Annotated in this window: 21 protein-coding genes and 3 pseudogenes; 9 read left to right on the top strand and 15 right to left on the bottom strand. The window is 70.5% G+C overall.

The genetic code is table 11. The features are described from left to right. Positions 1-125: 125 nt before the first annotated feature. A pseudogene (locus tag AB0472_RS40530) lies at positions 126-449 on the top strand (transposase); the annotation flags it as partial. A gap of 270 nt (positions 450-719) precedes the next feature. On the opposite strand, the pseudogene AB0472_RS40535 reads toward AB0472_RS40530, so the two are convergent. The 6 genes and pseudogenes from AB0472_RS40535 to AB0472_RS40560 all read right to left on the bottom strand — a co-directional run. Further along, positions 720-881, bottom strand: a pseudogene (locus AB0472_RS40535) (IS5/IS1182 family transposase); the annotation flags it as partial. Positions 882-924: 43 nt separating this feature from the next. Next, complete coding sequence (locus tag AB0472_RS40540; RefSeq protein WP_366364378.1) at positions 925-1,374, bottom strand: hypothetical protein; 450 nt, start codon at positions 1,372-1,374, stop codon at positions 925-927. Positions 1,375-1,418: 44 nt separating this feature from the next. Continuing rightward, complete coding sequence (locus AB0472_RS40545) at positions 1,419-2,495, bottom strand: hypothetical protein (RefSeq protein ID WP_366364379.1); 1,077 nt, start codon at positions 2,493-2,495, stop codon at positions 1,419-1,421. Next, on the bottom strand, positions 2,492-4,498 hold the full coding sequence (locus tag AB0472_RS40550; RefSeq protein ID WP_366364380.1) for a hypothetical protein: 2,007 nt from the start codon (positions 4,496-4,498) through the stop codon (positions 2,492-2,494). The genes AB0472_RS40545 and AB0472_RS40550 overlap by 4 nt, the downstream gene beginning before the upstream one ends. Continuing rightward, complete coding sequence (locus tag AB0472_RS40555) at positions 4,495-5,250, bottom strand: toll/interleukin-1 receptor domain-containing protein (RefSeq protein ID WP_366364381.1); 756 nt, start codon at positions 5,248-5,250, stop codon at positions 4,495-4,497. The genes AB0472_RS40550 and AB0472_RS40555 overlap by 4 nt, the downstream gene beginning before the upstream one ends. A gap of 13 nt (positions 5,251-5,263) precedes the next feature. After that, complete coding sequence (locus AB0472_RS40560) at positions 5,264-6,556, bottom strand: helix-turn-helix transcriptional regulator (RefSeq protein ID WP_366364382.1); 1,293 nt, start codon at positions 6,554-6,556, stop codon at positions 5,264-5,266. A gap of 645 nt (positions 6,557-7,201) precedes the next feature. Between AB0472_RS40560 and AB0472_RS40565 the strand changes: the two genes are divergently transcribed. Continuing rightward, a complete protein-coding gene (locus AB0472_RS40565; protein WP_366364383.1) occupies positions 7,202-7,969 on the top strand; it encodes an NAD(P)H-binding protein in 768 nt (255 codons plus the stop codon). A gap of 347 nt (positions 7,970-8,316) precedes the next feature. Here AB0472_RS40565 and AB0472_RS40570 read toward each other — a convergent pair whose 3' ends face one another. Beyond that, positions 8,317-9,042 (bottom strand): ATP-binding protein, encoded by a 726-nt coding sequence (locus AB0472_RS40570; protein WP_366364398.1) that lies wholly within the window; start codon positions 9,040-9,042, stop codon positions 8,317-8,319. 97 nt (positions 9,043-9,139) lie between these two features. On the opposite strand from AB0472_RS40570, the gene AB0472_RS40575 reads away from it, so the two are divergent. Beyond that, positions 9,140-9,430 carry a hypothetical protein gene (locus AB0472_RS40575; RefSeq protein WP_366364384.1) on the top strand — a complete coding sequence of 97 codons (291 nt, stop codon included), beginning with the start codon at positions 9,140-9,142 and terminating at the stop codon, positions 9,428-9,430. 6 nt (positions 9,431-9,436) lie between these two features. Here AB0472_RS40575 and AB0472_RS40580 read toward each other — a convergent pair whose 3' ends face one another. Both AB0472_RS40580 and AB0472_RS40585 read right to left on the bottom strand, forming a co-directional pair. Continuing rightward, positions 9,437-9,685 carry a hypothetical protein gene (locus AB0472_RS40580; protein ID WP_366364385.1) on the bottom strand — a complete coding sequence of 83 codons (249 nt, stop codon included), beginning with the start codon at positions 9,683-9,685 and terminating at the stop codon, positions 9,437-9,439. Then, positions 9,686-10,477 carry a hypothetical protein gene (locus tag AB0472_RS40585; RefSeq protein ID WP_366364386.1) on the bottom strand — a complete coding sequence of 264 codons (792 nt, stop codon included), beginning with the start codon at positions 10,475-10,477 and terminating at the stop codon, positions 9,686-9,688. Between the two features lie 332 nt (positions 10,478-10,809). On the opposite strand from AB0472_RS40585, the gene AB0472_RS40590 reads away from it, so the two are divergent. Then, positions 10,810-11,925 (top strand): site-specific integrase, encoded by a 1,116-nt coding sequence (locus AB0472_RS40590; RefSeq protein ID WP_366364387.1) that lies wholly within the window; start codon positions 10,810-10,812, stop codon positions 11,923-11,925. Then, a complete protein-coding gene (locus AB0472_RS40595; RefSeq protein ID WP_366364388.1) occupies positions 11,922-12,944 on the top strand; it encodes a hypothetical protein in 1,023 nt (340 codons plus the stop codon). Before AB0472_RS40590 ends, AB0472_RS40595 begins: the two co-directional genes overlap by 4 nt. A gap of 332 nt (positions 12,945-13,276) precedes the next feature. Here the strand turns inward: AB0472_RS40595 and AB0472_RS40600 are convergent, their stop codons facing one another. The 5 genes and pseudogenes from AB0472_RS40600 to AB0472_RS40620 form a co-directional block, all read right to left on the bottom strand. Beyond that, positions 13,277-13,948, bottom strand: a complete 672-nt coding sequence (locus AB0472_RS40600; RefSeq protein ID WP_366364389.1) for a hypothetical protein — start codon at positions 13,946-13,948, stop codon at positions 13,277-13,279. A gap of 408 nt (positions 13,949-14,356) precedes the next feature. After that, positions 14,357-14,746 carry a hypothetical protein gene (locus AB0472_RS40605; protein ID WP_366364390.1) on the bottom strand — a complete coding sequence of 130 codons (390 nt, stop codon included), beginning with the start codon at positions 14,744-14,746 and terminating at the stop codon, positions 14,357-14,359. 333 nt (positions 14,747-15,079) lie between these two features. After that, positions 15,080-15,598: a hypothetical protein gene (locus AB0472_RS40610; protein WP_366364391.1), complete on the bottom strand. Its 519-nt coding sequence runs from the start codon at positions 15,596-15,598 to the stop codon at positions 15,080-15,082. Positions 15,599-16,018: 420 nt separating this feature from the next. Then, positions 16,019-16,828, bottom strand: a complete 810-nt coding sequence (locus tag AB0472_RS40615; protein ID WP_366364392.1) for an SDR family NAD(P)-dependent oxidoreductase — start codon at positions 16,826-16,828, stop codon at positions 16,019-16,021. A gap of 432 nt (positions 16,829-17,260) precedes the next feature. After that, positions 17,261-17,669, bottom strand: a pseudogene (locus AB0472_RS40620) (potassium-transporting ATPase subunit B); the annotation flags it as partial. Between the two features lie 742 nt (positions 17,670-18,411). On the opposite strand from AB0472_RS40620, the gene AB0472_RS40625 reads away from it, so the two are divergent. Beyond that, positions 18,412-19,824, top strand: a complete 1,413-nt coding sequence (locus AB0472_RS40625) for a hypothetical protein (protein WP_366364393.1) — start codon at positions 18,412-18,414, stop codon at positions 19,822-19,824. 77 nt (positions 19,825-19,901) lie between these two features. Here AB0472_RS40625 and AB0472_RS40630 read toward each other — a convergent pair whose 3' ends face one another. Beyond that, positions 19,902-21,446 carry a Na+/H+ antiporter gene (locus tag AB0472_RS40630; protein WP_366364394.1) on the bottom strand — a complete coding sequence of 515 codons (1,545 nt, stop codon included), beginning with the start codon at positions 21,444-21,446 and terminating at the stop codon, positions 19,902-19,904. A gap of 236 nt (positions 21,447-21,682) precedes the next feature. Between AB0472_RS40630 and AB0472_RS40635 the strand changes: the two genes are divergently transcribed. From AB0472_RS40635 to AB0472_RS40645, 3 genes are all read left to right on the top strand, one after another. Next, positions 21,683-24,178, top strand: coding sequence for an ATP-binding protein (locus AB0472_RS40635; protein WP_366364395.1), 2,496 nt, complete (start codon positions 21,683-21,685; stop codon positions 24,176-24,178). Next, positions 24,178-24,981 (top strand): DUF4118 domain-containing protein, encoded by an 804-nt coding sequence (locus tag AB0472_RS40640; protein WP_366364396.1) that lies wholly within the window; start codon positions 24,178-24,180, stop codon positions 24,979-24,981. The genes AB0472_RS40635 and AB0472_RS40640 overlap by 1 nt, the downstream gene beginning before the upstream one ends. A 290-nt stretch (positions 24,982-25,271) precedes the next feature. Continuing rightward, positions 25,272-25,565, top strand: coding sequence for a hypothetical protein (locus tag AB0472_RS40645; protein WP_366364399.1), 294 nt, complete (start codon positions 25,272-25,274; stop codon positions 25,563-25,565). Positions 25,566-25,745 lie beyond the last annotated feature (180 nt).

Consider the following 25,745-nt stretch of genomic DNA (forward strand, 5'->3'; position numbering starts at 1 on the left):
TGCGAGCGTCGGCAGGGGGCCCGTGACCTGGTGGCGCAATGCCGATGCTGCTGATGCAGACGATTTGCGAAACATCGGAGGCGGCCAGCCCCACAGTGCGCCGTGCCCCGGACACGGCGGTCCCATTGCTGATCACGGTGGGCGACAACCCGCAACGGCTGGACAGCGAAGCGTCGTTCGCTGCGCTGTGCAGAGTCAGCCCTGTCGAGCGTTCCTCGGGGCGCCGACAGTTCCGTCGCCTCAACCGCGGCGGCGGCCGGCAGGCCAACGCGGCGCTGCACCCCATCGGGTTCATCCGCCTGCGGGGCGACGCGCGCACCCAGGACTACTACGAGCGCCGGATCAAGGAGGGCAAGACCCGGCGCGAAAACGTCCGGTGCGTCAAACGCTACGCGGCTCGGGAGGTCTTCCACCTGGTCAAACAGCTTCATCCAGCACCCCGCTCATAGGGGCTGTGTGATAGCGGGTGATCGGCGAAGCCCCTGACGGGGACCTCTTTATAGAACCGTGTGACGACGAAGACGCACAGGAGCGTTCCGGTGCGGCTTTGTCGAGATGGGCTGCGCTGGCGCTGCGAGGCGGTCGGCGCCTCATGCGGTCCGGGTTCCTGTGACGCTTTGAGGGTGCGCCTGATGTTCCATGCCGCTCACGGCGCGCCCCGGCCACGGATGGGTGGAGCACGAAGGACCGGAACATCCAGAGAGTGACCTCATGGGATGTGAGTGAGCGCGTTCGACACCTACTCGCACCCGGCAGTGGGTGGCGTTCTCGGCTTCCCGTCGCGGGCTGAGGCGGCTCCGGCCCCGTAGTCTGCGGTGCGGGATGAGCTGGCTGGTGCCTCCGTAGCCGCGTTCGGCGACGGTAGGTGCCCCTCGGCAGGAAGAGATCGGGAGCCCGGCGCCGACAGGACACCCGGGCCGGTCTTCAGCCCTGTTCCCGGTGTGGGGACGGATCCGGCGGGAAGGCCAGACCGGTGACGGTGCCGGCCTGGACGATCGGGCCGTGCTGGGTGCCGCCGGAGACGGTGTTGTGCACCGTGCCCGAGCGGCCCGCTGCGGCGGCCTCCAGGCGGCGCAGCGACGCTCCGAGAGCACTCAGGTCCTCGCCGGCGAGCGCCCCGGTTTCCACCAGCGCGCAGAGACGGGTCTGCCACTCGGCCGCGATGTCGGACGCGGCGTGCTCGTCCATTGCGGTGCCGGTGGGGAGCAGCCGCGCACGCGCGTCGTCCAGGCCGCTGATCGCGACGGTGTCCGCGCCCGCACGTGCCAGGAACCGGCCCATCAGTGCGCGGGCGTGAGTCCAGGAATCGGTGACCATGAGGGAGACCAGGGTGGTGGCTCCCGATGCCGCCATCGCGGCCAGTTCTGCGTCCATCGCGTCCTCCTGGATGCGCAGGGATGAAATGTCCCGGTCGGCGGTCAGTCCGTCTCGGCCGGCGCGCCGGGGGCGGGGGCCGGTTCCGCTCCGGTCTCGGGGGCGGGAGGTCTCGGCGGATCGAATCGGCGTAGGAGGTCCTCCGCTGTCTCGTGGCGGTTGTGCTGCTCGATGAGCTGCGAGAACTGTCGGGCCAGCATGGCCCGCCGGTCGTCGTCCTCCGTGAAGCCCATAGCTTCGAAGAACCCCGACAGGTGGTCTGCAGCCGAGGGCTCACGGGCTGGGAGATCGGCAGACTCCGTGCCGATGTCCGGCGTCCCGGGTCCTCCTGGCCGGTTCGGCAGCATCTCGAGCAGGCGCTCGGGGATGTCGGTGTCGTTGGCAGCGGAGGTCAGCTGCGCCAGCAAGGGGAGGTCGGCCACGGTCTTCGCCACGTGCTCGTCGTTCTTCGTGAGCCACCACACGACGGCGCTGCCGGTGTCCTTGAGGGCGTCCTCGCCCAGATACCGGCGCTTGCTCTGCTCGTACTTGCGCTGGTGCTCCCAGACCGCCTCGTCCTTACGTACGCCGGCGAGCCGGTCCAGACGCTCCTGGTCCTCGTCGGGCAACGTGAGGCTGACGTCCTCCGCCATCGCCCGGAGGTGGCCCGTGGAATCCGGGCACATGCGGCTGAGGGCGCCGCCGAGTTCGTGCTGAAGGAGCGAGGCGTGGCCGGGTTCCTGCTTCTCGGCAATCGCGCGAGCCCGGCTGAGGACCGCGTCGACGGCGAGGCCGGCTGGGTTGACGACCGTGCCGCGCCCCGAATCGTCGGCGAAGCACCACCGCACGGTCGCCGAAAAGACGAAGTGGTAGTCGTCCCAGAGACTCGGGAGCGCGACTCGGTTGACGCGGTACTCGGTCCGCTCCACCGGGGCAGCCGTGAGCTGCTCCTCGAAGCTGACCGGTACCGGGCCGCGGCGCTGCGAGGCCACCCGGAAGGTTACGGCGGGCAGCACGAGAAGAAGCGCGGCCAGCGCCGGCCAGGTCCAGCCGGGCCATCGCTGCACCAGGCCGACTATGGTCAGCAGCAGGCCGCACAGAACAGTGAAGAACATGGTCGTCGTCTTGCGTGCGGTCGTCATGATCGACCCCCTCTGGCCGATGCCGACGGGGCGGCAGGACCGAGGTTCTGTGCCACGCCGATCTTGTGGAGCAACAGGTCAGTCGTCTTAGTGGAGTGGGCGCCGACGCCGGGAGAAGCGAACTCCGCTTGGCGTGCGGACGCGTACAACGCGGCGAAGGCGGCGCCCCGGTCCTCCCCGCATCGGTCGGCGGCAGCGACCAGCAGGTCGAGAAGGACCTCCCCGCGGTCACCGGCGCCCTCGGCCGCCCAGTGCAGCCAGCTCTGTATCTCTGTCCGCGGTGCCACGCGTCGTCCTTCCGGCCGCGACACCGCGTGGGTCAGCACAGCGCGCCAGCACGTGATCAGCGAGCGTTGTACCCCGCCCTCGTCGACCAGGGCGCGGGTGGTGACGGAGCGGTCCGTGAGCGGCTCCGGATCGCTGACGCGCAGAAAGATGGCCAGGTCGGTCGGTGCGAGGTCGCCGCGTGCCAGCCGGTCGAGCAGCTTTCGGCGCAGCCGTCGGCTGTCGGCCACCAGGTCGCACAGGACCTGCAGCGCATGGGCCGTGCCGCGCTCACGCCGGGCGAGATGGTGCAGCCGGATCAGAGCGTGGTCCGGATGGTCCAGCGCGAGGACGTCGGCGCAGACCTGGATCAGCACTTGGGCGAACTCACCGGTCAGCCGGCGGTACGCGCACCACTGGTAGATCCGCTCGCGGAAGTCCCTGCCATGGGCGGGGTCCGTGAGACCGCAGGTGAGCGCCTGGACCGCGGCCTCCGACCGGGCTCTGCCCGCTCCCTGCGCGCTCCACCGTTCGGCGAGCGCGGCGAGGGCGTCGGTCCGCCCGGTCCGCAGGTACTCACCCGCCAGCCGGGCCACCAGTCCGTCGCGGACGACCGGCACGAGATGCGGGTCGCTCGACTCGACGACTCGCGCGGCCCACGCGCCGAGGTGCGGCCGCAGGTCGGGCATGTGGTCCCAGAAGTGGGCGCGGACGGCGGAGTCGTAGTCCAGCTCGGTGAACCGCACGCGACCGTCCGGCCCGGAGCGGGCCGAGATCTCCGACAGCCGCTGGGCGAGGTCCTTGCGCTGGAGGAGCGGAGTCTCCTCCTCAGGGGCCCCGACCGTGCTCAGCAGAAGCGCGGCAGCCCGGTGGACGACGTCGGCGTGCGCGCCGTGGAGCATGGACACGGCGATCATCAGGGCGCGTTGGGAGGCGTCGGGCAAACCGGCGACGCGGTCGGCGACTTCGGCGCGGCGCCCGGCGCGCGCCCGTTTCGCGGCCGCGCACCACTCGGGGAACCCCTCGCCGGGTCCGGCCGTTTCGCGGGCCCGCCGTATGCGGTCGGCGAAGTCGGCGATCTCCCGCATGGGTGTGCGTTCGCTCAGGAACTCGTCGACGGTGACGTCGTTCCGGAGAAACTGCTCGCACGGCACGCCGTGGGCGCGCAGGTGGCGTCTGAGAACCTCCATGGGGAAGGCCGGCGGTCCGATCTCGACACGGTAGTACTGGAGGTCGGGATCGAGGGCCTCGTCGTGCGGCATGACTACGACGAGATGGGCCCGCCGCTCGCGCACTGTCTGGCGCAGGGCGGGCAGACCTCCCCGCGCCGCATGCCAGAGACCGGCCTCCGCGGTGGACAGGTCGAGCAGCAGCCGGTCGTCCGGGTCGACGAAAGCTGGGTCGTGCAGCGGCAGCTCGTCGGGCAGGAGTTCGCGGAAGGCCCCGCCGGGACGGTGGTATTCGCGCAACAGTACGCGAGCCGTGGCCGAGCGGCCGCTGCCGGGAGCACCGTCGAGGATGACGCTGCCCGTCTCCTCGAGCGTGTTGCGTGCCCTTCCCATGTTGACCGGAGCGACCAACACCCGTCGGACCCAGCGCAGTTGGTCATCGGGAAGCTGCCGGAAGACCGGCTTTCGGGGTTCGTCGGCAACGGCGCCGAGGTTGACGTAAATGTGGCCGTCGCCCGTGTGCGTGACGCCCCGCGTGCTCTCGACCCGAGTGGTGTGTTCTGTGGTCACCGTCGGTCGTCCTGGGGCCGCTCCGGCTCCCCGAACCGCTGGTGGACGTCCCCGTGGTGGTCGCCCTCGGTGTACGTCGTCCCGGTGCCCGAGATGTAGCGGTCGCCCGCCACATGGCGTGAGTTGTCGTAGATGCTGCCGCTGCCCGTGTGGACCGTGCCGTGGGAGTTCTTCACGATCGTGCCACCGACGTCACCGCTGAAGTGGCCCGCTTGGACGGATGTTCCGCTCACGTCCCCGATCGAGTTGTGCACGGTGGCCGACGACGACGGCTCGCCGGGCTCGATCAGGTCCCGCAGCTCGGGCACCAGCTCGGCGACCAGATCACCGATACGCCGGACGCCGGCCTCGGTGTCGTGGGTGCTGTCGAACGGTACGGACTGCAGATCGGCGAGCCGCGCCAGCTCCGGGGGCAGGGCCGCTTTGCTCAGCCGGTCGGTCTTGCGGCCGTCCAGCACAGGGACGACGATGAGCCCGCACTCGAACGCGGCCTGGATCTCCTTGCGCACCCAGTCGTCGGGGTCCTGCAGCCGACTGCGGAAGTTCGTCCAGTCCGGTCCTACGACGGCCAGCAGCACGGAACTGTGGCGTAACGCGGTCAGGAGAACCTGGGGGTAGGCGTCCCCTGGGGTGATGGACCTGGACGCGCGGAAGACACGGTCCGCGCCGAAGCGACGTGACAGCTCCTGGTCGAGGAGAGCCGCGGTCCGCTCCCCGTCGCCGGTACGGTAGTTGATGAACACGTGGGGCATGCCAGTGACTCCTTCAGATGGTGGACGGGCGCGACAACGTGCCGAGTTGCGGTCCCAGCCGGCGTACGGAGGAATGGTTCGCGTGGCGCGCCAGGGCGCGGGCAAGCCGCCTCAGGTCGGTCGTGACCGTGGCGGAACCCACAGCCTCCACGCCGTCGAGCAGGGGCGCCGTCAGGTCGCAGGCGTGGTCGATCTCGCCGGCCGACGCGTAGGCGAGTGCGCGGCGGACGCCGTACCTGACCTGGGTGCGGACCGCGTCCGTGCCGACCAGGGCGAGTTGTCGGTCCAGTTCCTTGCTCGCCTCGCGCGGCCGCCCGAGATCGACCAGGCACCAGCCGGTGACCATACCGACCGGATCGGGAAGGTGCATGGTGCCGATCACCGGCTCGTCGGTCCTTTCGTCCTGGAGGGCAAGAAGCGCACGCGCGCGGTCCAGCGCGTCCAGACAGGCCCGGTGGTCACCCGCCAGGGCGTGCCCCTGGGCTTCGCGCTGTGCGGCGAGCCCGCGGATCCGCGGGGGCAGGGCCCTGCTTTGCGCGCGACGGGCCAGAGCGACTGTCTGCTCGGCGTCGTCCCGGTACAGCGTGATCAGGGCCCGGCGGACCAGCGCGTAACCGGACAGTGCCCGGTCGCCGCCTTCGGCCGCCAGATCGACCGCGCGCTGCGTCCACCACAGAGCCGCCCGCTCGTCCCCGGTCTCCTGCACCAGCCAGCCGACGTATTCGGCGTACCGGGAGCCGAGGGCCAGCAGGTGGCGACGGGTGCCGCTGTCACAGTGGGCGGACAGTTCCCGCAGGGTGTGGGTCTGTGCGATCAGAACGGGCAGGAGGAGACCGGGCGCCACCGTCTGGCCGAGTCTGCGGTAGTGGGTGAACAGCAAGCGGGAGGCTTCCAGCATTTCCGCGCCCGCGGCCGGCGAGGTCGGGCCCGCGCTGTCGGACCGCCACGCCATCAGCGAGGCGACACCGGCGCCCACGACTTCCCGTCGGCCCACGGGCTGGAAGGTGTTCGGTCCGTCCGGCGACAACTGCATGATCCAGTCCTCCTCCTGGACATGGCCCGGCGCCGGAACGACGGGCGGGTCGGTGGTCGCCGGTGCGAGCAGGGCCAGCAGGGCCCCGCCGGCCCCGAGGGTGGCGTCGCACAGGCGGGCGAGGTCACGGCTGGGGGCCTTCAGGCCCCGCTCCACCTTGCTCAACTGCGCCTTGCTGTAGTGCACGGACCCGGACAGGGCGGTGAGGCTGAGCCCTGCTTCCAGACGCCGCTTCCTCAACTCCTCGCCGAACCCGGTGGCTGGCTGTGGCACGGAAACCTCCAACCCCTCCCGCCTTGGCCGAGTCGGCGCTGCACGAAAGCGTGCGGCAGTCGGGCCGGGGCGGACAAGGCGATCGATGCTGTTTCCCGTTTCCTTCTCCGACATGGGAACGCGGCATGCGCGGCAGGGAGGACCGGAGAACCGGACTACCTGGAAGCCGTGCCGAAACGGGAAGCTCCGCAGCGCAGCGACTGGGAGGACATGCGAGCCAGGAGGGCGAGGTCCGCCGGATTCCTCCCGCCGTGTGAGATCTCGTGAGGGAGGCATCGACGGCAAGCCCCTGCAGACGCGGCTGGCGGGGGCTTCCGAGCGGGTGTGCTGCAGTGTCCGGCGGCAGCGTACTCCTCGGGCTCTGCTGACCCGCGCGTGCGGTGGATGCGGGGCCCGTGGCGAGCAACAGATCGTAAGCGTCGCTTCTGCAAAGCTGGAGGCGTCTGAGGCGATGCCTGGTGATGACAGGGTTTGTGTGGTCTCCCGGAACGGCTACAACGCCGCCGAACTGATTCGATCGGTGTCTGCACCGTGGACGCCCGCCTGTGGCATGCAGCGGTCCGAGACGCGGCCCGAGGCAACCAATCGACCAGCGCCGACCGCTCGATCGAGGCTGCGCCGAAGTCTGGCTGTCACATTTGTGCCGTGCGATCCGACTTCTTGTACGAGAGGGCACGGAACGGCCGTGCCGGAACAGGACAGGACGAGGAAGCGGACACGCGGATCGTCATCCTCGGTGCGAACGGCGGCACCGGCCGCCAACTCGCCCAGCAGGCACTCAAGGTCGGCCACGAGGTCGTTGCGGTGACGCGCAACCCCGACGGCTTCCCCATCGCGGCCACGCGCTTGACGGTTGCCCGAGCGGACGTGCATGACCGGGCAGCGATTGCGCGGGTGGTCGAGGGCAGTGAGGTGGTGCTCTCCACGTTGGGGGTGCAATTCAGCCGGAAGCGGGTCACGATCTACAGCGACGGGACCGCGTCCATCGCCGATGCTATGACGACCCACGGGCTCAAGCGGTTGGTAATCGTGAGCTCGGCGGGCACTGAGCCGACTCGGCACGCCGACGCCGGGTTCCTGTTGAACCGGGTGAAGAAGCCCATGGTCACCCGGACGATCGGCAAGACGACGTACGCCGACATGCGCCGCATGGAGGCCTTCTTGCGCCAGTCCAACCTGGACTGGACAGTCATGCGTCCTGGCGGCCTGTTCGACGTGGAGCAGTCCGGTGACTGCGAGCTGGCGGAGAACCGCTCCGAGCGAGTGTTCACCAGCCGCGCCGGCCTGGCCGCGTCGATGCTGGCCCAGGCCACCAGCTGGATGTGGATCGGCAAGTTGGTCGCGGTCAACACCACCAAGGGTGCTCCCACCGTGCTGCAGATGATCCGCCGCGAAGCGTTCGGCAGCCACTGACCACGACCGGCACAGACAACCGTCGGCAGGAGACACTGATGAGGAATCACCATCCCGGAGTCACCGAAACCAGCACCGCGGCGTGGGAACGTCGCGCAGCCCTGGCCGGCCCGGTGGATTTCACGATGGGGCTGCTTGGGGGTGCGGCTGCAGACGAGCAGATTTCCGAGCAGACGTCCGGCCATGGGCGGGAAAGCCTAGTGGCGAGGGCGGAAGCGGCCGACATGGTCGGCGAGGATCAGCTCTGTCAACGGCCATTGAGATGCCCAGGTGGGCGGCCGTCGGGTGTCCGGGCTGGTGGCCATCAAAAATCCATGCCGGTGGCCAGCGGTGTTCCTGGGGCCGGGTCAGGTCAAGGGGACCACTCCCTTGCCGGCAAGGGCCTCGGCGAGGCAGTGTGAATCGCCGGAGGTCGTCACCAGGTGAGCGTGATGCATGAGGCGGGCGGTGCTGGCCCCGGCGAGTGACTTGGGCATGATCGTGTCGAATCCGGAGGGCTGGATGTTGCTGGTCACCGTGATCGAGCGGCGTTCGTATGCGGCGTCGATGATCCGGTAGAACGCCTCGGCAGCGTCCTCGCCGACCGGAAGCAGGCCGACGTCGTCGATCACGATCAGATCGGCCCGGCAGATCCGGGCGACTGTGCGGGCAGTCGAGCCGTCGACCTTCGACTTGCCGATCGCGGCGGCAAGGGTTTCCAGGGTGAACCAGGCGACCCGCAGGTCCTTCTCGATCGCGGCCTGGGCCAGATCTTCGGTGAAGTGCGACTTTCCGGTCCCGGACGGGCCGGCGATCACCAGGTTCTCCGCGCGGCCGATCCACTCCAGGGTGATCAGGGAGTTCTGCGTGGGTTCGGGGATGGTGGAGTCCTCGGCCCGCCAGGACGCGAGGGTCTTGCCAGTGGGGAAGTTCACCGAGTGGCGCCGGAGGCGCCTGCTTGCTGCGTCGCGGCCGGTGACCTCCTCGGAGATCAGCAGCCGCAGGACCTCGGCTGGGTCCCACCGCTGGGCCCGGGCGGTTGCCAGGACGTCGGGTGCGGCCTTGCGCATGTAGGGCAGGCGCATGCGGCGCATTAGCTTGTCGAGCTCCTCGGGCAGGGCCGGAGCCTGGGGAAACGTCACGGTCGGTAATTCCTTCGTGGGTCGCAGTGGGCGCCGATAGGCTCGGCGGATGATCAATATGGCGGTGCGTGGTGACAGCGGGAACGTCGTGGCTCGCGCCAAAGCCGGTGTGGAGTGGACGGCCGGCTTCGCGGATCTGGACCCGGCGGAGTTCCCGATGCTCTGGGCCCTGACGCCGTATGGGGATGCGGTCTTCAACCAGCGGCAGGTACCGCTGCTGCTGGCGGAGCTCGACCGGCTTCCTGTCGACTTGGGCGGTGACTGGGTCGGTCAGGCCCGCGAGCTGTGCCAGGTCGTGGAACGCGGGCTGCACGTGTATCTGTGGTTCATCGGCGACTGACTAAGGTCAGTCTGCCCTCGGCTCCCCAGCCGTCGTCTCCTGCCGGCCCAGGGCTTGCCAGGCGATGGTGCCGTTCTGGACGGAGTGGGCCTCGTCGGCGCGGACGACCTGGCCGACGGGCTTGCTGGCCGCAATGTGCTCCAGGATGGAGACCAGGTCGTCCTCGGCGAAACGCCCGGCCGCAGCCGCGAGTCCGAGGGCCTGGTCGACCCGGTCGCTGCCCAGGACCACGGCGAGCTCGACGGCATGGGCCATCTAGGGGCGGATGCGGGACGCCCCGGCGGGGCCGGCCTCCTTCAGCCAGCGCCCGGCTCCCGGGCCGATGCCCACGAACGCGACCTCCGCCTCCGAGCGCGGCTGGAGCCTGGGCTGGTGAACCGAGCGGCCGTCGGGGTGGTCGGGGTAGTGCGCATCGATGATCTGCGGGACGCCAGGCGTGGACAGCTGGTGACGCCAGATCTCCGACAGGTCACCGGACTTGGTGCGGGCCGTGATCGACAGCTCGTCGCCGACGACCCGGCACCAGACCCTGGCACCGGTGTAGCCGGGCGGGGCCGAGTAGCGCACGGAGTTGAAGCTGACGGTGCGGTCGGAGCCGACCACCCGCTCCTCGCCCAGCGCAAGTGCCAGGGGCTCGACCGGCAGGATGTGCAGCGTGGTGCGTTCGATGTCGAGCCGGTCGGCTGGGATCTGCCCGGTCGCCCGGTGCCGGCGCGTGTTCACCGTGTCGCACCAGATCCGGCAGGCGCCCGCAAGCTCGGCGAAGGAGTCGTAGGTGGGCAGCAGGTTCGCCTCTGTGGGGACCAGGTCGGCCTTCGCGATGCGGACCGTGGCCTCCGCGCCGCCCTTGGACTCGGGGTCGTAGGGAACGCAACTGACGACCTGGCAGCCGTAGTGCCGGCCCGCGGCGACCATCTGCGGGTGCCGGACCGGGATCCCGGCGATGTGCTCGACGGTGACCGTCTTCGCGTTGTCGGTCAGCACGTAGGTCGGAGCCCCGCCGATCCGCCGCAGCGTGGTGTCCAGACAGGCCACCAAGGTGCCCAAAGTGCAGTCCCAGACCGGGATCACCACCCGGAACCGGGACCAGGACAGCCACGCGCAGAACAGCCAGGTCCGCCGCCCGCCGATCTTCGGACCCTCGCCCCAGTCGAACTGCAGCCACCGCCCGGGCTCGGGCCTGTTGACTGAACTACGGGACGTTCTCTCCTTGTTCTTCGGACAGGCGGGAAGCGGGGTGGTTACGGTCCCCTGCCATGACTGAAGGTGAGGATGTTCCAAGGAACTTGAGCTCGCTGGTGGTTCCTCGGGTGGGCTCGCTCGTGGAGGCTGGCGATCTATGGGAGCCGTAACAGCTGGTTGATCCCGTGGGGGTCCCGGTGGGTGCGGTGACCGCGTATATGCACGAGTTGCAGGCGGCGGGTCGGCCCGCGACGACGCAGCGTTCCTACGGCATGGATCTGCTGCGGTGGTTCCGCTTCTTGTGGGCGATCGAGATGCCGTGGAACGAGGCGACGAGGATCGAGGCCCGCGACTTCTCGAGGTGGATCCAGGTCACGGCCAAGCCTCCCCGACGCCGACGTACAGCGCAACGTGCACACCCGCGTACAGACCGGGCCGTGAACCCGATCACCGGGAAGCGGCCGATCGGGACGACCTACGCCTCCTCGACGGTCGCGCACAGCGAGACGGTGCTCCGCAGCTTCTACGCCCACCACCTGGAGGCCGGAACCGGTCCGCTGGTGAACCCGTTTCCACTGGCCAGGGCGCCTCGGGTGAACTCGCACCACAACCCGATGGAGCCGTGGCGCCCGCAGCGGTCGGGGCTGTTCCGGCCGCGGCAGCCTCAGCGAATTCCCCGGCAGATCCCTGATGAGGCCTTCAACGAACTGTTCGCGAGGCTGTCCTCGAACCGCGACCGGGCTCTCGTCGCCTTCTGGATCTCGACCGGAGCCAGGGCCTCGGAACTGCTCGGCGTCGTGTCCTCGGGCACGGATCCGGGGCGGCAGCTGGTCACGGTGGTACGCAAAGGGTCACGCGCGATGCAGCAGTTGCCGGCCTCCCCGGACGCGTTCGTCTGGCTGCGGCTCTACCAGCAACAGATACACGGGCTCGTGCCCACCGGCCCGGATGTCCCACTGTGGTGGACGCTGCGACGGCCGTTCCGCGCACTCAACTACCATGCCGCGCGGGCGATGTTCGTCCGCGCGAACGCCGCGCTCGGGTCGAACTGGTCGCTGCACGACCTTCGGCACACCGCGGCCTACCGGCTGGCACGCGACCCGCTCATGCCGATCACAGACATCCAATGGGTCCTCGGACATGCGCGTTTGTCCACGACTCAACGGTATGTCACGCCTACCGCGGAGGACGTCGTCGAAGGAGTCCTGGCCCACCACCGCCGTCAGGCGGAGAGGCAGACAGAGCCTGCGGCGCCGTCGCTGCACTACCGCCCGGAGAGTCTGGACGTCTTGTTCGGCCGGGGGCGGCCATGACCACCCCCGCGATCACTGCCTCGGTGGCCACTCGGCCCTGGCAGCTCAGCGCGGAGGCCGTGGCCCTCTTGAAGAGGTTCCCGCCTCGCACCAACCCGAAGAGCTGGCCCGCGACCCGACAATCGCGGGCCACTGTGGTGGCCCGGATGCTGACGCCGCCGTTCCTGGGACACGATTCCAAGACTCGCTGCAATCGGAAGCTGACCCTGCTCAAGGTGCTCGACTGGCTGGAGATGCAGCCCGGCAGCACCTGGCAGGAGCGGTGGGATGTCAGCGGGGCGGGCATCGACGGACACGTGGACTGGCGGATCCGCCTCATCAGCGACCTGAAGGATGTCGACAACCTTGGCCCTCGCGGCGAGCGGATCTTCAGCATCCTCGGCATGGGCCTGGTCCAGCTGATCGGTGGCGATGTCCTGCGGCCGGATCTGGGCTGGCTGATGGCCACCAGCTCACCACTTCGGATCGCGAACGAGATGGAGCGCGTCCGCGATGGCGAGGCCATCGCAAAGCTTCGGGCCCTGCGGACCTCGAGCACGGTCGGCGACTCCACAGTGCTGCCCGCGATCGAGAAGATTGCGCTCATCATGGCGGCCAAGGGCGGCACGGTTGTGGACGTCACCCCTGGCGACTGCCTGGAACTGCTCAAGACCAGCCGGGAAGTCTTCCCAGGGCCGGCCAAGTCCACCCGACACAGTCCGTTCTTCTACCAACTGCTGCACTCCCTCGGCGTTTTCCCCGCCGACGCGCCGTCTTCGGTCCGCATGTTCAGCACACGCTTCCCTGGCCAGCTGGCGGTCGAGCAGCTCGTCGACCGCTACGACCTGGCCTGTCGCCCTGTCCGCGACCTGTTGGTCGCCTGGAGAAGCACCACCCTGGCATCGACTCGCTCCGGCTCGCACCGGACGTCGCCGCCGTCTGGAAGCGGCGCCTGCAGACCCGGACCGTCCGCACCTCCGATGAGCACGGCCAGGTCGCGGAGACCACGGTGGAAAGGGCCACCGCCTCCGACACCCTGATGACGGTGCGGGCGTTCTACCTGGACCTCGCGCAGTGGGCGCTCGACGAACCCTCCCGCTGGGGCCCATGGGCCGTCCCCTGCCCGGTCCGCGCCGACGACGTCCAGCATCGCAAGATGAAGTCCCGGCAGAAGGCCCGCATGGATCAGCGCACCCGCGAGCGACTTCCCGTCCTGCCGTCCCTATGCGAAGCGGTCGACCGGAACCGCAAGGCCGCCGCCGCCCGCTTGGAGGCCGGCGGACGGGCCCGCCCCGGCGAGTTGTTCACCGCCGAAGAGCAGACGCTGCGGCGCGCGATCCTCAAGCAGAGGGTTGTCGGGATCCTAGCGTTCTCAGCTGCCACCGTCCTTGACGCCTCCTCGCAGGCCCCACTCATCCAGGCCGGAGTAGATCAACGCAGTGCGACCCCGCGGGAAAGACAGGGCCTCGGCCTCCCCTGAGTAGATCGCCACCAGTGAGTCGGCCCCTCGCCACCAGGTGTCGGCCACGCCCAGCACTTCGTGCACTGGCTCGTACTCATCTAGCACGATGCCGTCGACCTCGTCGCCAGTGATCTTGACGATCTTCTTTGCCCACATGGACGCGTGGTGGGTCAGTGCGAGCGACTCCACCCAACCCTCTACAGTGGCATGGAGGGGCGACCACTGACCTGCGTGAATGCCAAATTCACCAGACGGCCCGATCATGAACGAATAGGGAACCGCTGTCCGCTGCATACCCGCTTCGAACCACCACCCTTCGGACGCGGAGCCTTCGGGAGAGTCCGCTGCGAAGTACCTCGGGCCGCCGTCGTACTTGGATGCGGGGGGCAGGACCAGGCCACCCCATCGCTCTTGATATGCCGCCATCCGGTCGATGACCATCGCGGGGATGTCTCGCTCAAGCCACCACTGTCTGTGTTCCTCGACCGATCGGACGTCGACCTTGACGCCGTGCGCGCGGACGAACGATCGGGCTCGTTGAGTCAGGCCATCAGGCACATCGTTGAAGAGGTTGAGATTCACCAGCGTGACGCTACTGCCAAGTCTCAACCTCGACAGTTCAGAGAAGCCGGGTCCAACCAGTCCACAAGAACGGCCGAAACGACGAAGACGGCATCGTGGTTGAAGCTAAACGGCGGTCAAGATCAAAACGGAACCGACAGACCAGCGTCGCGCAGACGATCCAGAGCGACGGACATGCACTGCTGGACAGTCCTTCCGTCAGCTCGCATCCCATGCGCCAATGGGCCGCCGCTGGCGGCGAACGTCCACGCCGACGCGTTGTCAGCCAGCCTCTCAGCGTCCATTCTGATCATGGCGTTCACACCCTGCTCGCCCAGCCACTCCAGGATCAGGAGTGTCACGTCCTCGACGCCGCGTACCTCATCGATCTTCGGCCAACGGCCTCGGCTCCCAGTCATCACTCCGACCCTATCGAGGACTTGAAGGCGGCCGAGGGGCCCCAACCGGCAAGTTCAGAGAAGGGATCCACGGACGGTAGGTCCGCCGCTTGCCGGCCTTCCACGCGGTCTTCGCCGCGTTCACCGCCCGTCGGGTCGAGCGCGCGCTGCCCCGGAAGCCCATCTTCACCAGCCTGTCGTGGACCACGTCGGCGCGGATCGTCGCTTTCGACTGCTCGACCCACTCCTCGATCTTCTCCAGGAACGCGTCGATCATCTTCGGTCGCGGCTCACGCTCGAACGGGTTCCGCCCGCTGGCACGGGCCTCGACGTACCGCTTGACCGTCTTCGGGTCGTGTCCCGTGAGGGCGGCCGCCGACCAGACCGCCTCGGTCAGGTCGTACGCCTCGAATATCTCCATGATCTCTCTGTCAGACTTTGTCACAGGACCTCTTCGACGGATTCACTGATGCTTCGCAAACACCAGCAAACCGGATGAAGGGGTCTCCTTCGTCTACGGAAGCGATCAGGAACACCGCAGGCCGGACGGCCATCCACCTGGATTTCTGGTGGCCATCAGCCGGGACTCAACTGGCCGCACACCTGGACTCTGCCACGGCCGCCGACAAGCTCGGCGTCCTGCGGCACATCAGCGATCCAGCATCTGTCACCGAGGTGACACTTATTTCTGTCGTCCAAGAGGTACTGGCGGTGAGCAGGGCGCACAGGAGATGAGCGAGGGCGCTCTCTGCGGTCAGGAAAGTCCCGATGCCCGAAGCACCGCTTGGACCGTCTCGCCGTCGATGCGATGCCCCAGCCGCTCCATGACGTCCGCTCCCAGACGCAGCGTTCCGCGGTCCAGGGAGTGCCGGAAGCCCGTGTCGAGCGCGTGCCAGAGCAAGGGGCTGGCCGCGAGGATCCGGGGATCGAGTTCCAGCCGGTTGCCGAAGGTGTCGCGGAGGACCAGGTGGGAGGAGACGCCGTCGTACTGTCGTACGGCCGTCAGCGCGTCGGTGTGGACGATGCGTCGGCGCCAGGGAGTGCGGACCGCGAGCCAGCCCGGGCCCGCGCTCACCCGTGGCGGCAGCAGGAGGGCGCACACGGCGGCCGACAAGGTGAACCAGAGCAGGGCGCGGAGGGGCGTCAGGCTTCCCGCGTCCCAGTCGACCAGGAAGGCCATGGCACAGAAAACCAGGGCGCAGCCCACCGCGAGGCGGGCGCTGCCGCGCCAGTGGCGGTCGCCGGCCGGGGCCGCCGGTCCGCTCCGTTCCATGTTCCCGACGCTAGGCGGCCGTACGGCCGCCGGCTGCCGTCGCTGACGGGGTCCTGACGCCGTCCGGGCGAATCTTGACGGGATTCTGACGCGGTCGCCGGAGCTCAGCCGGTGTGCACACGCGGGCGGCGTGCAGGGTCGGGTTCCGCCTCGCGCAGCACTTCGCGGGTGACGGGGGCGACCTCACCCTGGCCGAAGAGGAGGAAGCGCAGGTTGACGCGGAGCGGCGTTCCTCGGGAGCGGCTCGAGTGGGGCGGGCGACCGACGGTTCGCTGGTCCTCGTCGCCCGCCCCTGTGACGTAGGGCGTCGATCAGTTCCGACCGGCCTTGCGGCCGTGGTTGGCCTTCTTCTTCCGGTGAGCCTTCTTCTTGCGGGCGCGCTTGGACACGTACATCAACTCCCCTGCCGGTAGCAGGCCTTCAGGCGCTGCGGCCGACCAGCAGGTCCGCCAGCTTGTTCAGGCGCCTGACGGTGCGGTCCTCCGTCGCCGCCGGAGCCGGTTCGACGCGTACGTCCCGGTCGTAGTAGGCGCCGTTGACGATCTCGACGGCCGGGTCACAGAGCCGGACCACGTGCGCGGCGCCCTCGGCGGGGGAGCTGCCCTCGTGGGCGTACAGGGGGAGCAGCGTGGTGTCGCAGACGCCGGGGTGTACGGAGACCGCGGTGACGCGCGGGTCGGCGGCGAACACCGTGAGGGCCAGCTGGGACTGGGCGTACGCGGCCAGCCGTGAGTAGCTGCGCGAGCGGTTGGGGTCGGACCACTGGATGGAGGCCGTGCGGTGCAGGGCCGACGAGACGTTGACGACGCGGCCGCCCGGGTCGCTCGTCAGGGCCGGCTCCAGCAGGCAGGTCAGCAGGTAGTGGGCGAGGAAGTTGACCTGGAAGGCGATCTCGTTGCCGTCCGCGGTGACGGTGTGCCGCTCGGGCGCGGCCATGCCCGCGTTGTTGACCAGGACGTCCAGGTGCGGGCGGGCGGAGACGACAGCGCGGGCGAGCGCTTCGACCTCGTCGAGGTGGGAGAAGTCCGCGCCGTACGGATGCAGTTGGGCGCTCTGGAGGCCTGCCGCGGCGACCAGGCGGGCCGTGGCCGCCTGTGCCTCCTCGGTGGTACGGCCGTGCACCAGCACGGTGGCACCGCGCTCGGCGAGCTGGCGCGCGGTCTCGTAGCCGATGCCGGAGGTGGCGCCGGTGACCAGGACGGTACGAGAGGAAAGGGTGGAGTCGGACATGATCCAATCCGGAGGATGCGGGCACGTCGGGCGGCCCGGCGACGGGGCGGCGGTGGACGTGCGGTGACGGGATGAGACGGGGCGCCGTGTCGTGTCACGGCGCCCCTGCGGTCACGGAAAGCGCGTCAGAGGGACGCGGGTGTTTGCGGGTTGCGCGGCGCACGACGGGGCGGCCGAGCGAAGCGAGACGGGGGTCCCCCCGGCCGAAGGCTGGGGGAGGGACTCGGCGGCCGGTCGAAGAGGAGCCAGGCGCTGTTCACACCGTCCATGGAAGCCGTGCCACACGCCCCCGGCAAGCCTGAGTCACCTTCTCTGACGGCGCTCTGACGTGCACATACGTGTCCTTGACGGGGAATCCGGGCGGCAGGGGCGCGGTTCGGCCGAGGCCCGGGCGGCGGCCACCGCCTCGGTGCGGGCGCTGCGCAGGTCCGTGCCCCGGCGCCGGTCCAGCAGACGCAGGGCGACCGTGTCCGTACGCGCCTTGCGCAGCGACTCGGCCTGCGCCTTGCTCCGGCCCTCCGTGACGGCCTCGGCGAGGTTGGCGAAGACCACGGTCAGCCACAGCCCGGCGCTGATGACCCAGGTGAAGACGGCCGGATGCAGCAGTGCGGACAGGGTGGTCGGCGCGGCTCCCACGGACACCACGAAGAGCCCGGGGTTCCTGACCAGGGCCCTCGGGTGCAGTTTGCGCAGTGCCTCGGGGGAGGGAGCTGACGAGCTGTGCGGGTTCGAAGGCACCGCTCCGCGCGCGGCGTCGGGCCCCTCCTCCCGGCGCGGGTCCTGAGGTGCGCTGAGGGGGGAGGGGGGACGGCGGGACCTGCTCGGGCGCGGCGGGATGCACGAGACCTTCGTGGTTCGGCGCGGCATGCGTCAAGGCATGCCGACCGACTGGTCGGTGGACTGGTCGGTGGACGGAAGAGCCGGGTCCGTGCGGTGCCGGGGCCCCGGCACCCGCCCCCCCCCCGAACCCCCCACTCCCCCCGACCCATCCCGGCGTCCGTAACCCGCCCCACCCCCCCCCCCCGCCGCCAGGTGCGGTGCCGGGGCCCCGGCACCGCACGGACGTGCGGACGTCGGCGCGGGAAGACGACGGGACGCCACACGCTGGCGCCTGTCTTCGGGACGGGCACCAGGCCGCCGCGAGCGGCGCCCGGATTGAGGACTCCGGAGCCGGTGAGGCCGTTGACGCCCCGGCCTCGGCGGCGGACCACAGGAACCTATCCGCGAACGGAGGCGGAACAACCCTGTTCAGCGCGGAATTTGCGGCTTTCATACGGGTCCGGCCCGAGCGCCGTCAAGGTCCCGTCAAACCGGCCTGGCGCGCCGTCAGAAGGCCGTCAACGCCGACCGTCCATGGCCGGATGCGGTCGCAGACTGGGCGTCAACGGGGGGACGGGCGACCGTCCGTAGCGTGACGGGGAGGGACCGTGACCATCACGGCCGGTACATCGCACAGACCTCAGCCGGAGGCCGGCGAGCAGCTGCCGCAACCGGCGGTCACCCCGCCCGGAGGCAGCCCCGGACCGCGGCGGGGAGGGGTGCCGCGGCCGGGCGGTCCTGGGCGCCCCCCGAGGCAGCAGGCCGTGGCCGCGCGGGCCGCTCTGCGCCGCCGCTACTGGGCATCCGTGCCCGCGCGGCTGCGCCTTCTGCGCGCGGCCACGGCCCTGCTCGCCGGCACACTCGCCGTGCTGCTGCTGGTGGCCGGGCTCACCGCCCTGGGCACCTGGAGCAGCGTCGCCGGCCACGACGCGCCCCGCACCACCAGCGCGGCCGATCTCGACCTGGCCCTGAACGACATGGACGCCCAGGCCGCCAACATCCTCCTGTCCAACGGCGACGCGGGACAGGGCCGCCTGCGGACGCCGTACGAAAAGGCGGTCGGATACTACGGCGACGCCCGGCGCGAGATCGGGCACGATCTGAGCATCCTTGCCGTCGCCGCGCAGGGCAGCCGGGCCGACGAGAAGACGGTGGAGTCACTGACCGACGGCTTCGCCGAGTACCAGGAGCTGATCGGCAGGGCCCTGGAGAGCGACGGACACCAGGGCGGCAGGTCAGGCGCCCTGACCGACTACCGCCGCGCCACCGGCCTGCTGCGCACACAACTCCTGCCCGCCGCGAGCAGGCTGCTGACCTCGAACAACGCGGCCTTCGACACCGAGTACTCCGCGGCCCGCTCCGGCTTGCGCACCCAGTTCGCCCTCGTCCTCGTCCTCGGCGTGCTGCTGCTGGCCGTGCTCGGCGTCCTCCAGCGGTACCTGGCCCGCCGCTTCCAGCGCACCCTGAACCCAGCGGTGCTGGCCGCCACCGTCTGCACGCTGCTCGCGGTGCTCCTCGGGGCGCAGATGCTGTCCGCCTCCGCGGAACAGCTGCGGGTGGCCCGGCGCGACGCCTTCGACTCCGTCGTCGCCCTCTCCACCGCCCGCGCCATCGCCTACGACGCCAACGCCGACGAGAGCCGCTATCTGCTCGACCCACAGCGCCGCGAGCAGTACGCCGACTCCTTCCTCGCCAAGTCCCAGCAGCTGTACGGCCTCAAGGGGGCCACGCTGACGACGTACGACTCGGAAGTGGCCACCACCTGGCAGGCGTACGAGACCGACCACCACGACCTGCGCTTCACCGGCGACTTCCGCCGCGAGCTGGACAACATCACCTTCCCCGGCGAACGGGCCGCGGCGGAGAAGACGGTCCAGACGTACGCCGTCTACCAGCGGGACGACCGCAAGATCCGCGCACTGCTCGCCGGTGGGAAGGAACGGGAGGCGGTGGAGTTCTGCATGGGGTGGGAGCCGGGCACGTCCAACGCGCACTTCGGGGCGTGGATGTCCGCGCTGGACAAGGTGGCGGACATCAACCGCGCCCACTTCACGTCGGCGGTCGAGGACGGCCGGTCGGAGGTGGACGGCCTGTTGCCGTGGGCGTGCGGGCTGCTGTGCGCGGCGATCGTCCTGGCCGCGCTGGGGCTACGGCCCCGGCTGGCGGAGTTCCGCTGAAACCTGCCCAGGAGGCGCGAGGAACTGCGCGATCGGCCCCCACTCACCCGCAGCCGAACACGGCCCCCCGCGCAGTGCTACGCATCCGCCAAGCGCGCCTCCTCCAGATCCAGCCCCCGCTGTAGCCGCCGTCGGGTCGTGTCGCTGATGGTGTGATCGTCGTAGAGGCGCTGGAGTGCCGCGGTCTCGACGACGATCAGGTCCCGGCGGAGCTGCCGGTAGACGTGGTCGGCGGACTCGGTGCCCACGTCGGCGTCGTCCAGGCGGGCCGCCAGGCCGCGGCGGAGCCGGTCGAGGACGACGTCGGGAACGACCTCCAGTTCCGCGAGTTCCTCCAGGCGGGCGAGGCCGGCATGGGCGAGGTGTGCGCGGGCCTCGGCCTCCTCGCGCGCGGTGTGCGCGGGCTCCAGCGCGATGCCGGAGCGGCGGACGACCGGGGCGAGGGTGAAGCCCTGGACGACGAGGGTGACGACCACGACCGAGGTGGTCAGGACCAGGACCAGCGGCCGGTCGGCGAGCGGGGTGCCGTCCTTCATGACCTCCGGGATGGACAACGCGGCGGCCAGCGGCATCACCCCGCGGGTACCGGCCCACGTCAGCACCATCGGCACCCGCCAGTTCACCCGGCCCAGGCCGCCCTTGCGCTGCACGACCGCCGACAGGGGCGCGACCCACAGCATGCGCACGGCGACGACCGTGGCGGCGACGGCGAGCGCGTACAGCGGCCAGGCCCGGTCACCGTGGGCCAGAGCCTGCACCTGGGTCGGGAGGGCCAGCCCTATGAGGCTGAACACCACGCTCTCCAGAAGGAAGACGACCGTGCCGTAGACGGCGTGGAGCTGGAGGCGGATACGGGCGGTGGTGAGCTTCTCGCCCCGGCCGCCGAGGACCACGCCGGCCACCACGCAGGACGTCACTCCGGAGGTGTGCGCGACCTCCGCCAGCAGGTAGGCGGCGTACGGGGTGACCAGGGCGATCACCGTCTCCAGCACCGGGTCCTCGGTACGGCGACGGATCAGTGTGACCACTGCGGCGACCGCCGCCCCGATCACCGTGCCGCCGCCCGCGAGCACCAGGAACTCGCCCCCCGCCGCACCCCAGTTCGCGGCGGCGGACGCCACCGCTATGCCGGCCGCCACCCGCACCAGCACCAGCGAGGTCGCGTCGTTGAACAGGCTCTCCGCCTGCACCAGGACCTGCACCCGGGGCGGCAGGGCGAGCCGTCGGCCGAGCGCGGTGACCGCCACCGGGTCGGTGCTGGCCAGGATCGCGCCCAGCACGAACGCCATCTGCCAGGACAGGGGAGTGACCAGCGCGGCCACGGCCGCCACGGCCGCCGCGGAGGCCAGCACCAGGCCGATGGCGAGGATCCCGACCGGTTTCCACACCGCGCGCAGCTCCCGCCAGGGCATGTCCTCCGCGCTCGCGTACAGCAGGGGTGGCAGCACCACCAGCCCGATGATCTCGGGGCTGATCTCGATCCGCGGGGTGCCCGGCAGCAGCGCCACCGCCAGACCGGCGACCACCAGCAGGGAGGGGGCGGGAATGCGCCACCGGCGCGCAAAGGTGGCGACCACCGTGGCGAGGACCACGAGGGCCAGAACCGTACCGACGCTGCGCATGCCGTCCCCCTGGGGCTTTCGGCGAACCCTGTGGCTCCCCGGCCGACCAGACTTCCCGGCACACCAGCCCTCACCCTATCGGGCCCAGGCCACGTCAAGACAGTGTCAAGGTCCCCGGGCCCCGCGACAAGGAACCGCTAACAACCCCGCCGACGGCCTCGCGAAGCGGCTTCCTTGGGAGGAGAAACCCTTGTGCACAGGAGAGTTGCACCAGTGAGCGGAGCGCGTCGGCGGCGATGAGTGACGTACGGCCCGGACAACTGAAGGTCTACCTCGGGGCGGCTCCGGGGGTCGGCAAGACCTACCGGATGCTCGACGAGGGGCGACGCCGTGCCGCGCGCGGGGCGGATGTGGTGGTGGGGTTCGCGGAGTGCCACGGGCGTCCGTGTACGGAGGCGATGCTCGACGGACTGGAGACCGTCCCCCGGGTGTCCTGCACCTACCGCGGCGGACGGTTCGAGGAGATGGACCTGGCCGCGGTCCTCGCGCGCCGTCCCCACGTCGTGATCGTCGACGAGTTCGCCCACAGCAACATCCCCGGCGACGGCCGCAACCCCAAGCGCTGGCAGGACATCGAGACCTTGCTCGACGCCGGCATAGACGTCGTCACCGCGCTGAACATCCAGCACCTGGAGTCCCTCAACGACGTGGTCGAGAAGATCACGGGGGTGCCGCAGCACGAGAGGGTCCCGGACGAGGTCGTCCGCCGTGCCCACCAGATCGAGCTGGTCGACATGGAGCCCGAGGGGCTGCGCCGCCGGATGGCGCACGGCAACATCTACGCCCCCGAGAAGGTCGACGCGGCCCTCGCCAACTACTTCCGCCCCGGCAACCTCACCGCGCTGCGGCAGCTGGCCCTGCTGTGGGTGGCCGACCGGGTCGACGAGGCACTGCAGGAGTACCGCTCCCAGCACGGCATCGGCAGGGTGTGGGAGACCAGGGAGCGGGTGATCGTCGCGCTCACCGGCGGCCCCGAGGGAGACACCCTGATCCGGCGGGCCGCGCGCATCGCCGACCGGTCCGCCGGCGGCGACCTGCTCGCCGTGCACGTGGCCCGCAGCGACGGCCTGGCCGCCGGCGTCTCCCACGCCTCGCTGGCCCGGCAGCGCCGGCTGGTGGAGGACCTGGGCGGCAGCTACCACTCGGTGGTCGGCGACGACGTCGCCGCGACCCTGGTGGAGTTCGCCCGCGCCGAGAACGCCACGCAGCTCGTGCTGGGCACGAGCCGCCGCGGCCGGCTGGCACGGTTCCTGACCGGGCCCGGCACGGGAGAGACCGTGACCGAGCTGTCCGGTGACATCGACGTCCACCGGGTCACCCACGAGCGGGCCGGCCGCGGCACCCTCCTGCCGTCCCGGCGGCGCACGCTGTCGACGGCCCGGCTGATCGCCGGCCCGGTGGCCGGGCTGGTGCTGCCGGTACTCCTCACGATCGGCCTCACCCAGCTGCGGGGCACGCTGAACCTGACCAGCGAGGCACTGCTGTTCCTGCTCGCAGTGGTGGGGGTGGCCTGCATAGGCGGGGTGGCCTCCGCGGTGGTCGCATCGGTGACGGCGTCCCTGCTGCTCAACTACTGGTTCATCCCGCCCATCGGGCAGTTCACGCTGGACGACCCGAACGCCCTGCTGGCCCTGGCGGTCTTCGCGGTGGTGGCGGCCACCGTGGCCGCGGTCGTGGACCGGTCCCTGCGCCTTTCGCGCCGTTCCGCCCGGGCGACGGCCGAGGCGGAGACCATGTCGTCCCTGGCCGGCAGCATCGTCAGGGGCGAGGCGACGATTCCGGCGCTGCTGGAGCGGACCCGCGAGACCTTCGGCATGGAGTCGGCGGACCTGGTGGAGGTGCCTCCCGACGTCGCCGGTGTGACGGCCGTTCCGGCGGGCCCCGGGGCTTTCCTCGCCCTGTGCGGCCGCACGCTGTCGTCGTCCGAGCGGCGGGTGCTGGCCGCGTTCGCCGCGCACGTCGGTTCCGCGGTGGAGCGGGCCCGGCTCGCCGAAGCCGCGGCCGAGGTCGAGCCGGTGAAGGCCGCCGACCGGCTGCGTACCGCGCTCCTGCGGGCCGTCGGCCACGACCTGCGCACCCCGCTCGCCGCGGGCTGGGCGGCGGTCACCTCGCTGCGCAGCCGGGACGTCGAGTTCTCCCCGGAGGACCGGGACGAACTCCTCGCCACCGCCGACGAGTCCATGGCCAAACTCAACCGTCTGGTGGAGAACCTTCTCGACCTCAGCCGCCTGGAGGCGGGCGCCCTCCCGCTGAACCTGCGTCCCACCTCTCTGGAGGAGGTCCTGCCCATGGCACTGGCGGAGGTCTCCGGCGTGGACGTGGCGGACGTGGAGGAGATCCCGCAGGTGCTCGCCGACCCGCCGCTGCTGGAACGGGTGATCGCCAACCTGGCGGGCAACGCCGAGCGCCACACACCGCACGGGAAGAAGGTGCTGGTCACCGCCAGCGCCCTGGCGGGCCGGGTGGAACTGCGGGTCGTGGACCGGGGGCCCGGTCTGCCCGCCGACGGCCGGGAGCGGCTCTTCGAGCCCTTCCAGCGGCTCGGCGACACCGACAACACCACCGGCCTCGGCCTCGGACTGGCCCTCGCCCGGGGCCTGACCGAGGCCATGAACGGCACCCTCACCCCCGAGGACACTCCCGGCGGCGGTCTCACGATGGTCGTGTCGCTGCCGCTCGCCGCGCGGAGCGTGGGTGCCGAACGGACGGAGCACACCGTGGGAGGTGCGTGATGAGCACGATGACCAGCGCGTGGAAACAGCACCGGAGCAGGACCCGGACCACGCCCCGGACCTGGCCGTTGCGGGACCGGCTCGCCCTGACGGCGGCCCTCGCCGGCCCCTTCCTGGCGGCCCTCGCCCTCGTCCCGTTCCGTACCGGCCTGTCGCACACGAACGCCGCACTCGTCCTCGTCGTCGTGATCGTCGCGGTGGCCACGCTGGGCAGCCGCACGGCGGGCGTGCTCGCGGCGCTGTCGGCGGCGGCCTGGTTCGACTTCTTCCTGACCCGGCCGTACGAGACCTTCGACATCACCGCGTCCGCCGACATCGAAACGGCGGCGCTCCTGCTGGTCGTCGGCGTGATCGTGTCCCAACTGGCGGCCCGCGCGCGCCGTCTGGAGGTCATCACGGTCACGGACGCGGCGTACCTCTCCCGTATCCACCGGACGGCCGAACTGGCGCACTCGTCGGGCTCGGCGAACACCGTGGTCGACCACGTCCGCCGGGAGCTCACCGACCTCCTCGGGCTGCGCGCGTGCCGCTTCGAGTACGGCACACTCCTGGGGCAGCCGCCCCGGCTGCACAACGACGGCGGCGTGACGGCGGGCAGACGCTCGTGGGACGTGGACACCGCCGGCTGGCCCGAGGGCGACATCGAGCTGCGTGCCTACGGCAACGGGCACTACCTCGGCCGCTTCATGCTCACTCCAGGCCCGGGGCCGGTACCCCCGCTCCAGGCCCGGCTGGTGGCGGTGACACTGGCCGACCAGGCCGGATCGGCGCTGGACACGGCCGGACCGGTCGGGACGGGCTGACACTCACTCCAGGCCGGAGGCTTTGAACACGGCCTGCGCGGTTTCGTCGTCCACGCGGCGGGCGATGTGTCCCAAGACCGTCGCACCGCACCGCAGGAGCCCGTCGGCGGTGGCCTTCCGCGCGCCCTCGTGCGGTCGGAACCACAGCTGCGGGTTGCGCACCAGCCGTCGGCGGTGGCCTTCCGCGCGCCCTCGTGCGGTCGGAACCACAGCTGCGGGTTGCGCACCAGGATCTCGGGGTCGATCTCGACACGGCCGCCGAGCGTGTCCCGCAGCAGGGTCCGGGGGAGATGCCGTCCAGGCAGCGGACCGACACCAGCAGCTCCGTCCGCACCCGGTGCTCAAACGTCTTCGCCCTGAAGGCCGACCGCCAGGTGCACCGGCACGGTGTGCTCGCCCTGGCGCTGGTCTCGGCCGCGCTGCTGGTGTTCTCCGGCGGTGACACCAACACGCTGGTGCCGCTGCTCGCCATCGGGGTCTTCGTCGGGTTCACCGTCGCCCAGGTGGGCATGGTGCGGCACTGCTCACCGGTATGGATCAGGAGTCGTAAGAGTTCCGTCAAAGCCGTGGGCGCCGCCGTATGAGAGCCGTAAACGGGTGACCTGATCCGGCCAGAAAGACGCTTTCCTCTACTCGTCCGTTTCTGTTGAACCTCACTCCAGGAGTTCGCGATGGCCGATCTGGCCTTCGTCGTCACCGTGCTCGCGGGTTTCGTGCTGGTGGCCCTCGTCGCCAAGGGGGTGACGAAGCTGTGACCGCCGAGA

This window comes from Streptomyces sp. NPDC086777 (assembly GCF_040702065.1).
Lineage (GTDB): Bacteria > Actinomycetota > Actinomycetes > Streptomycetales > Streptomycetaceae > Streptomyces.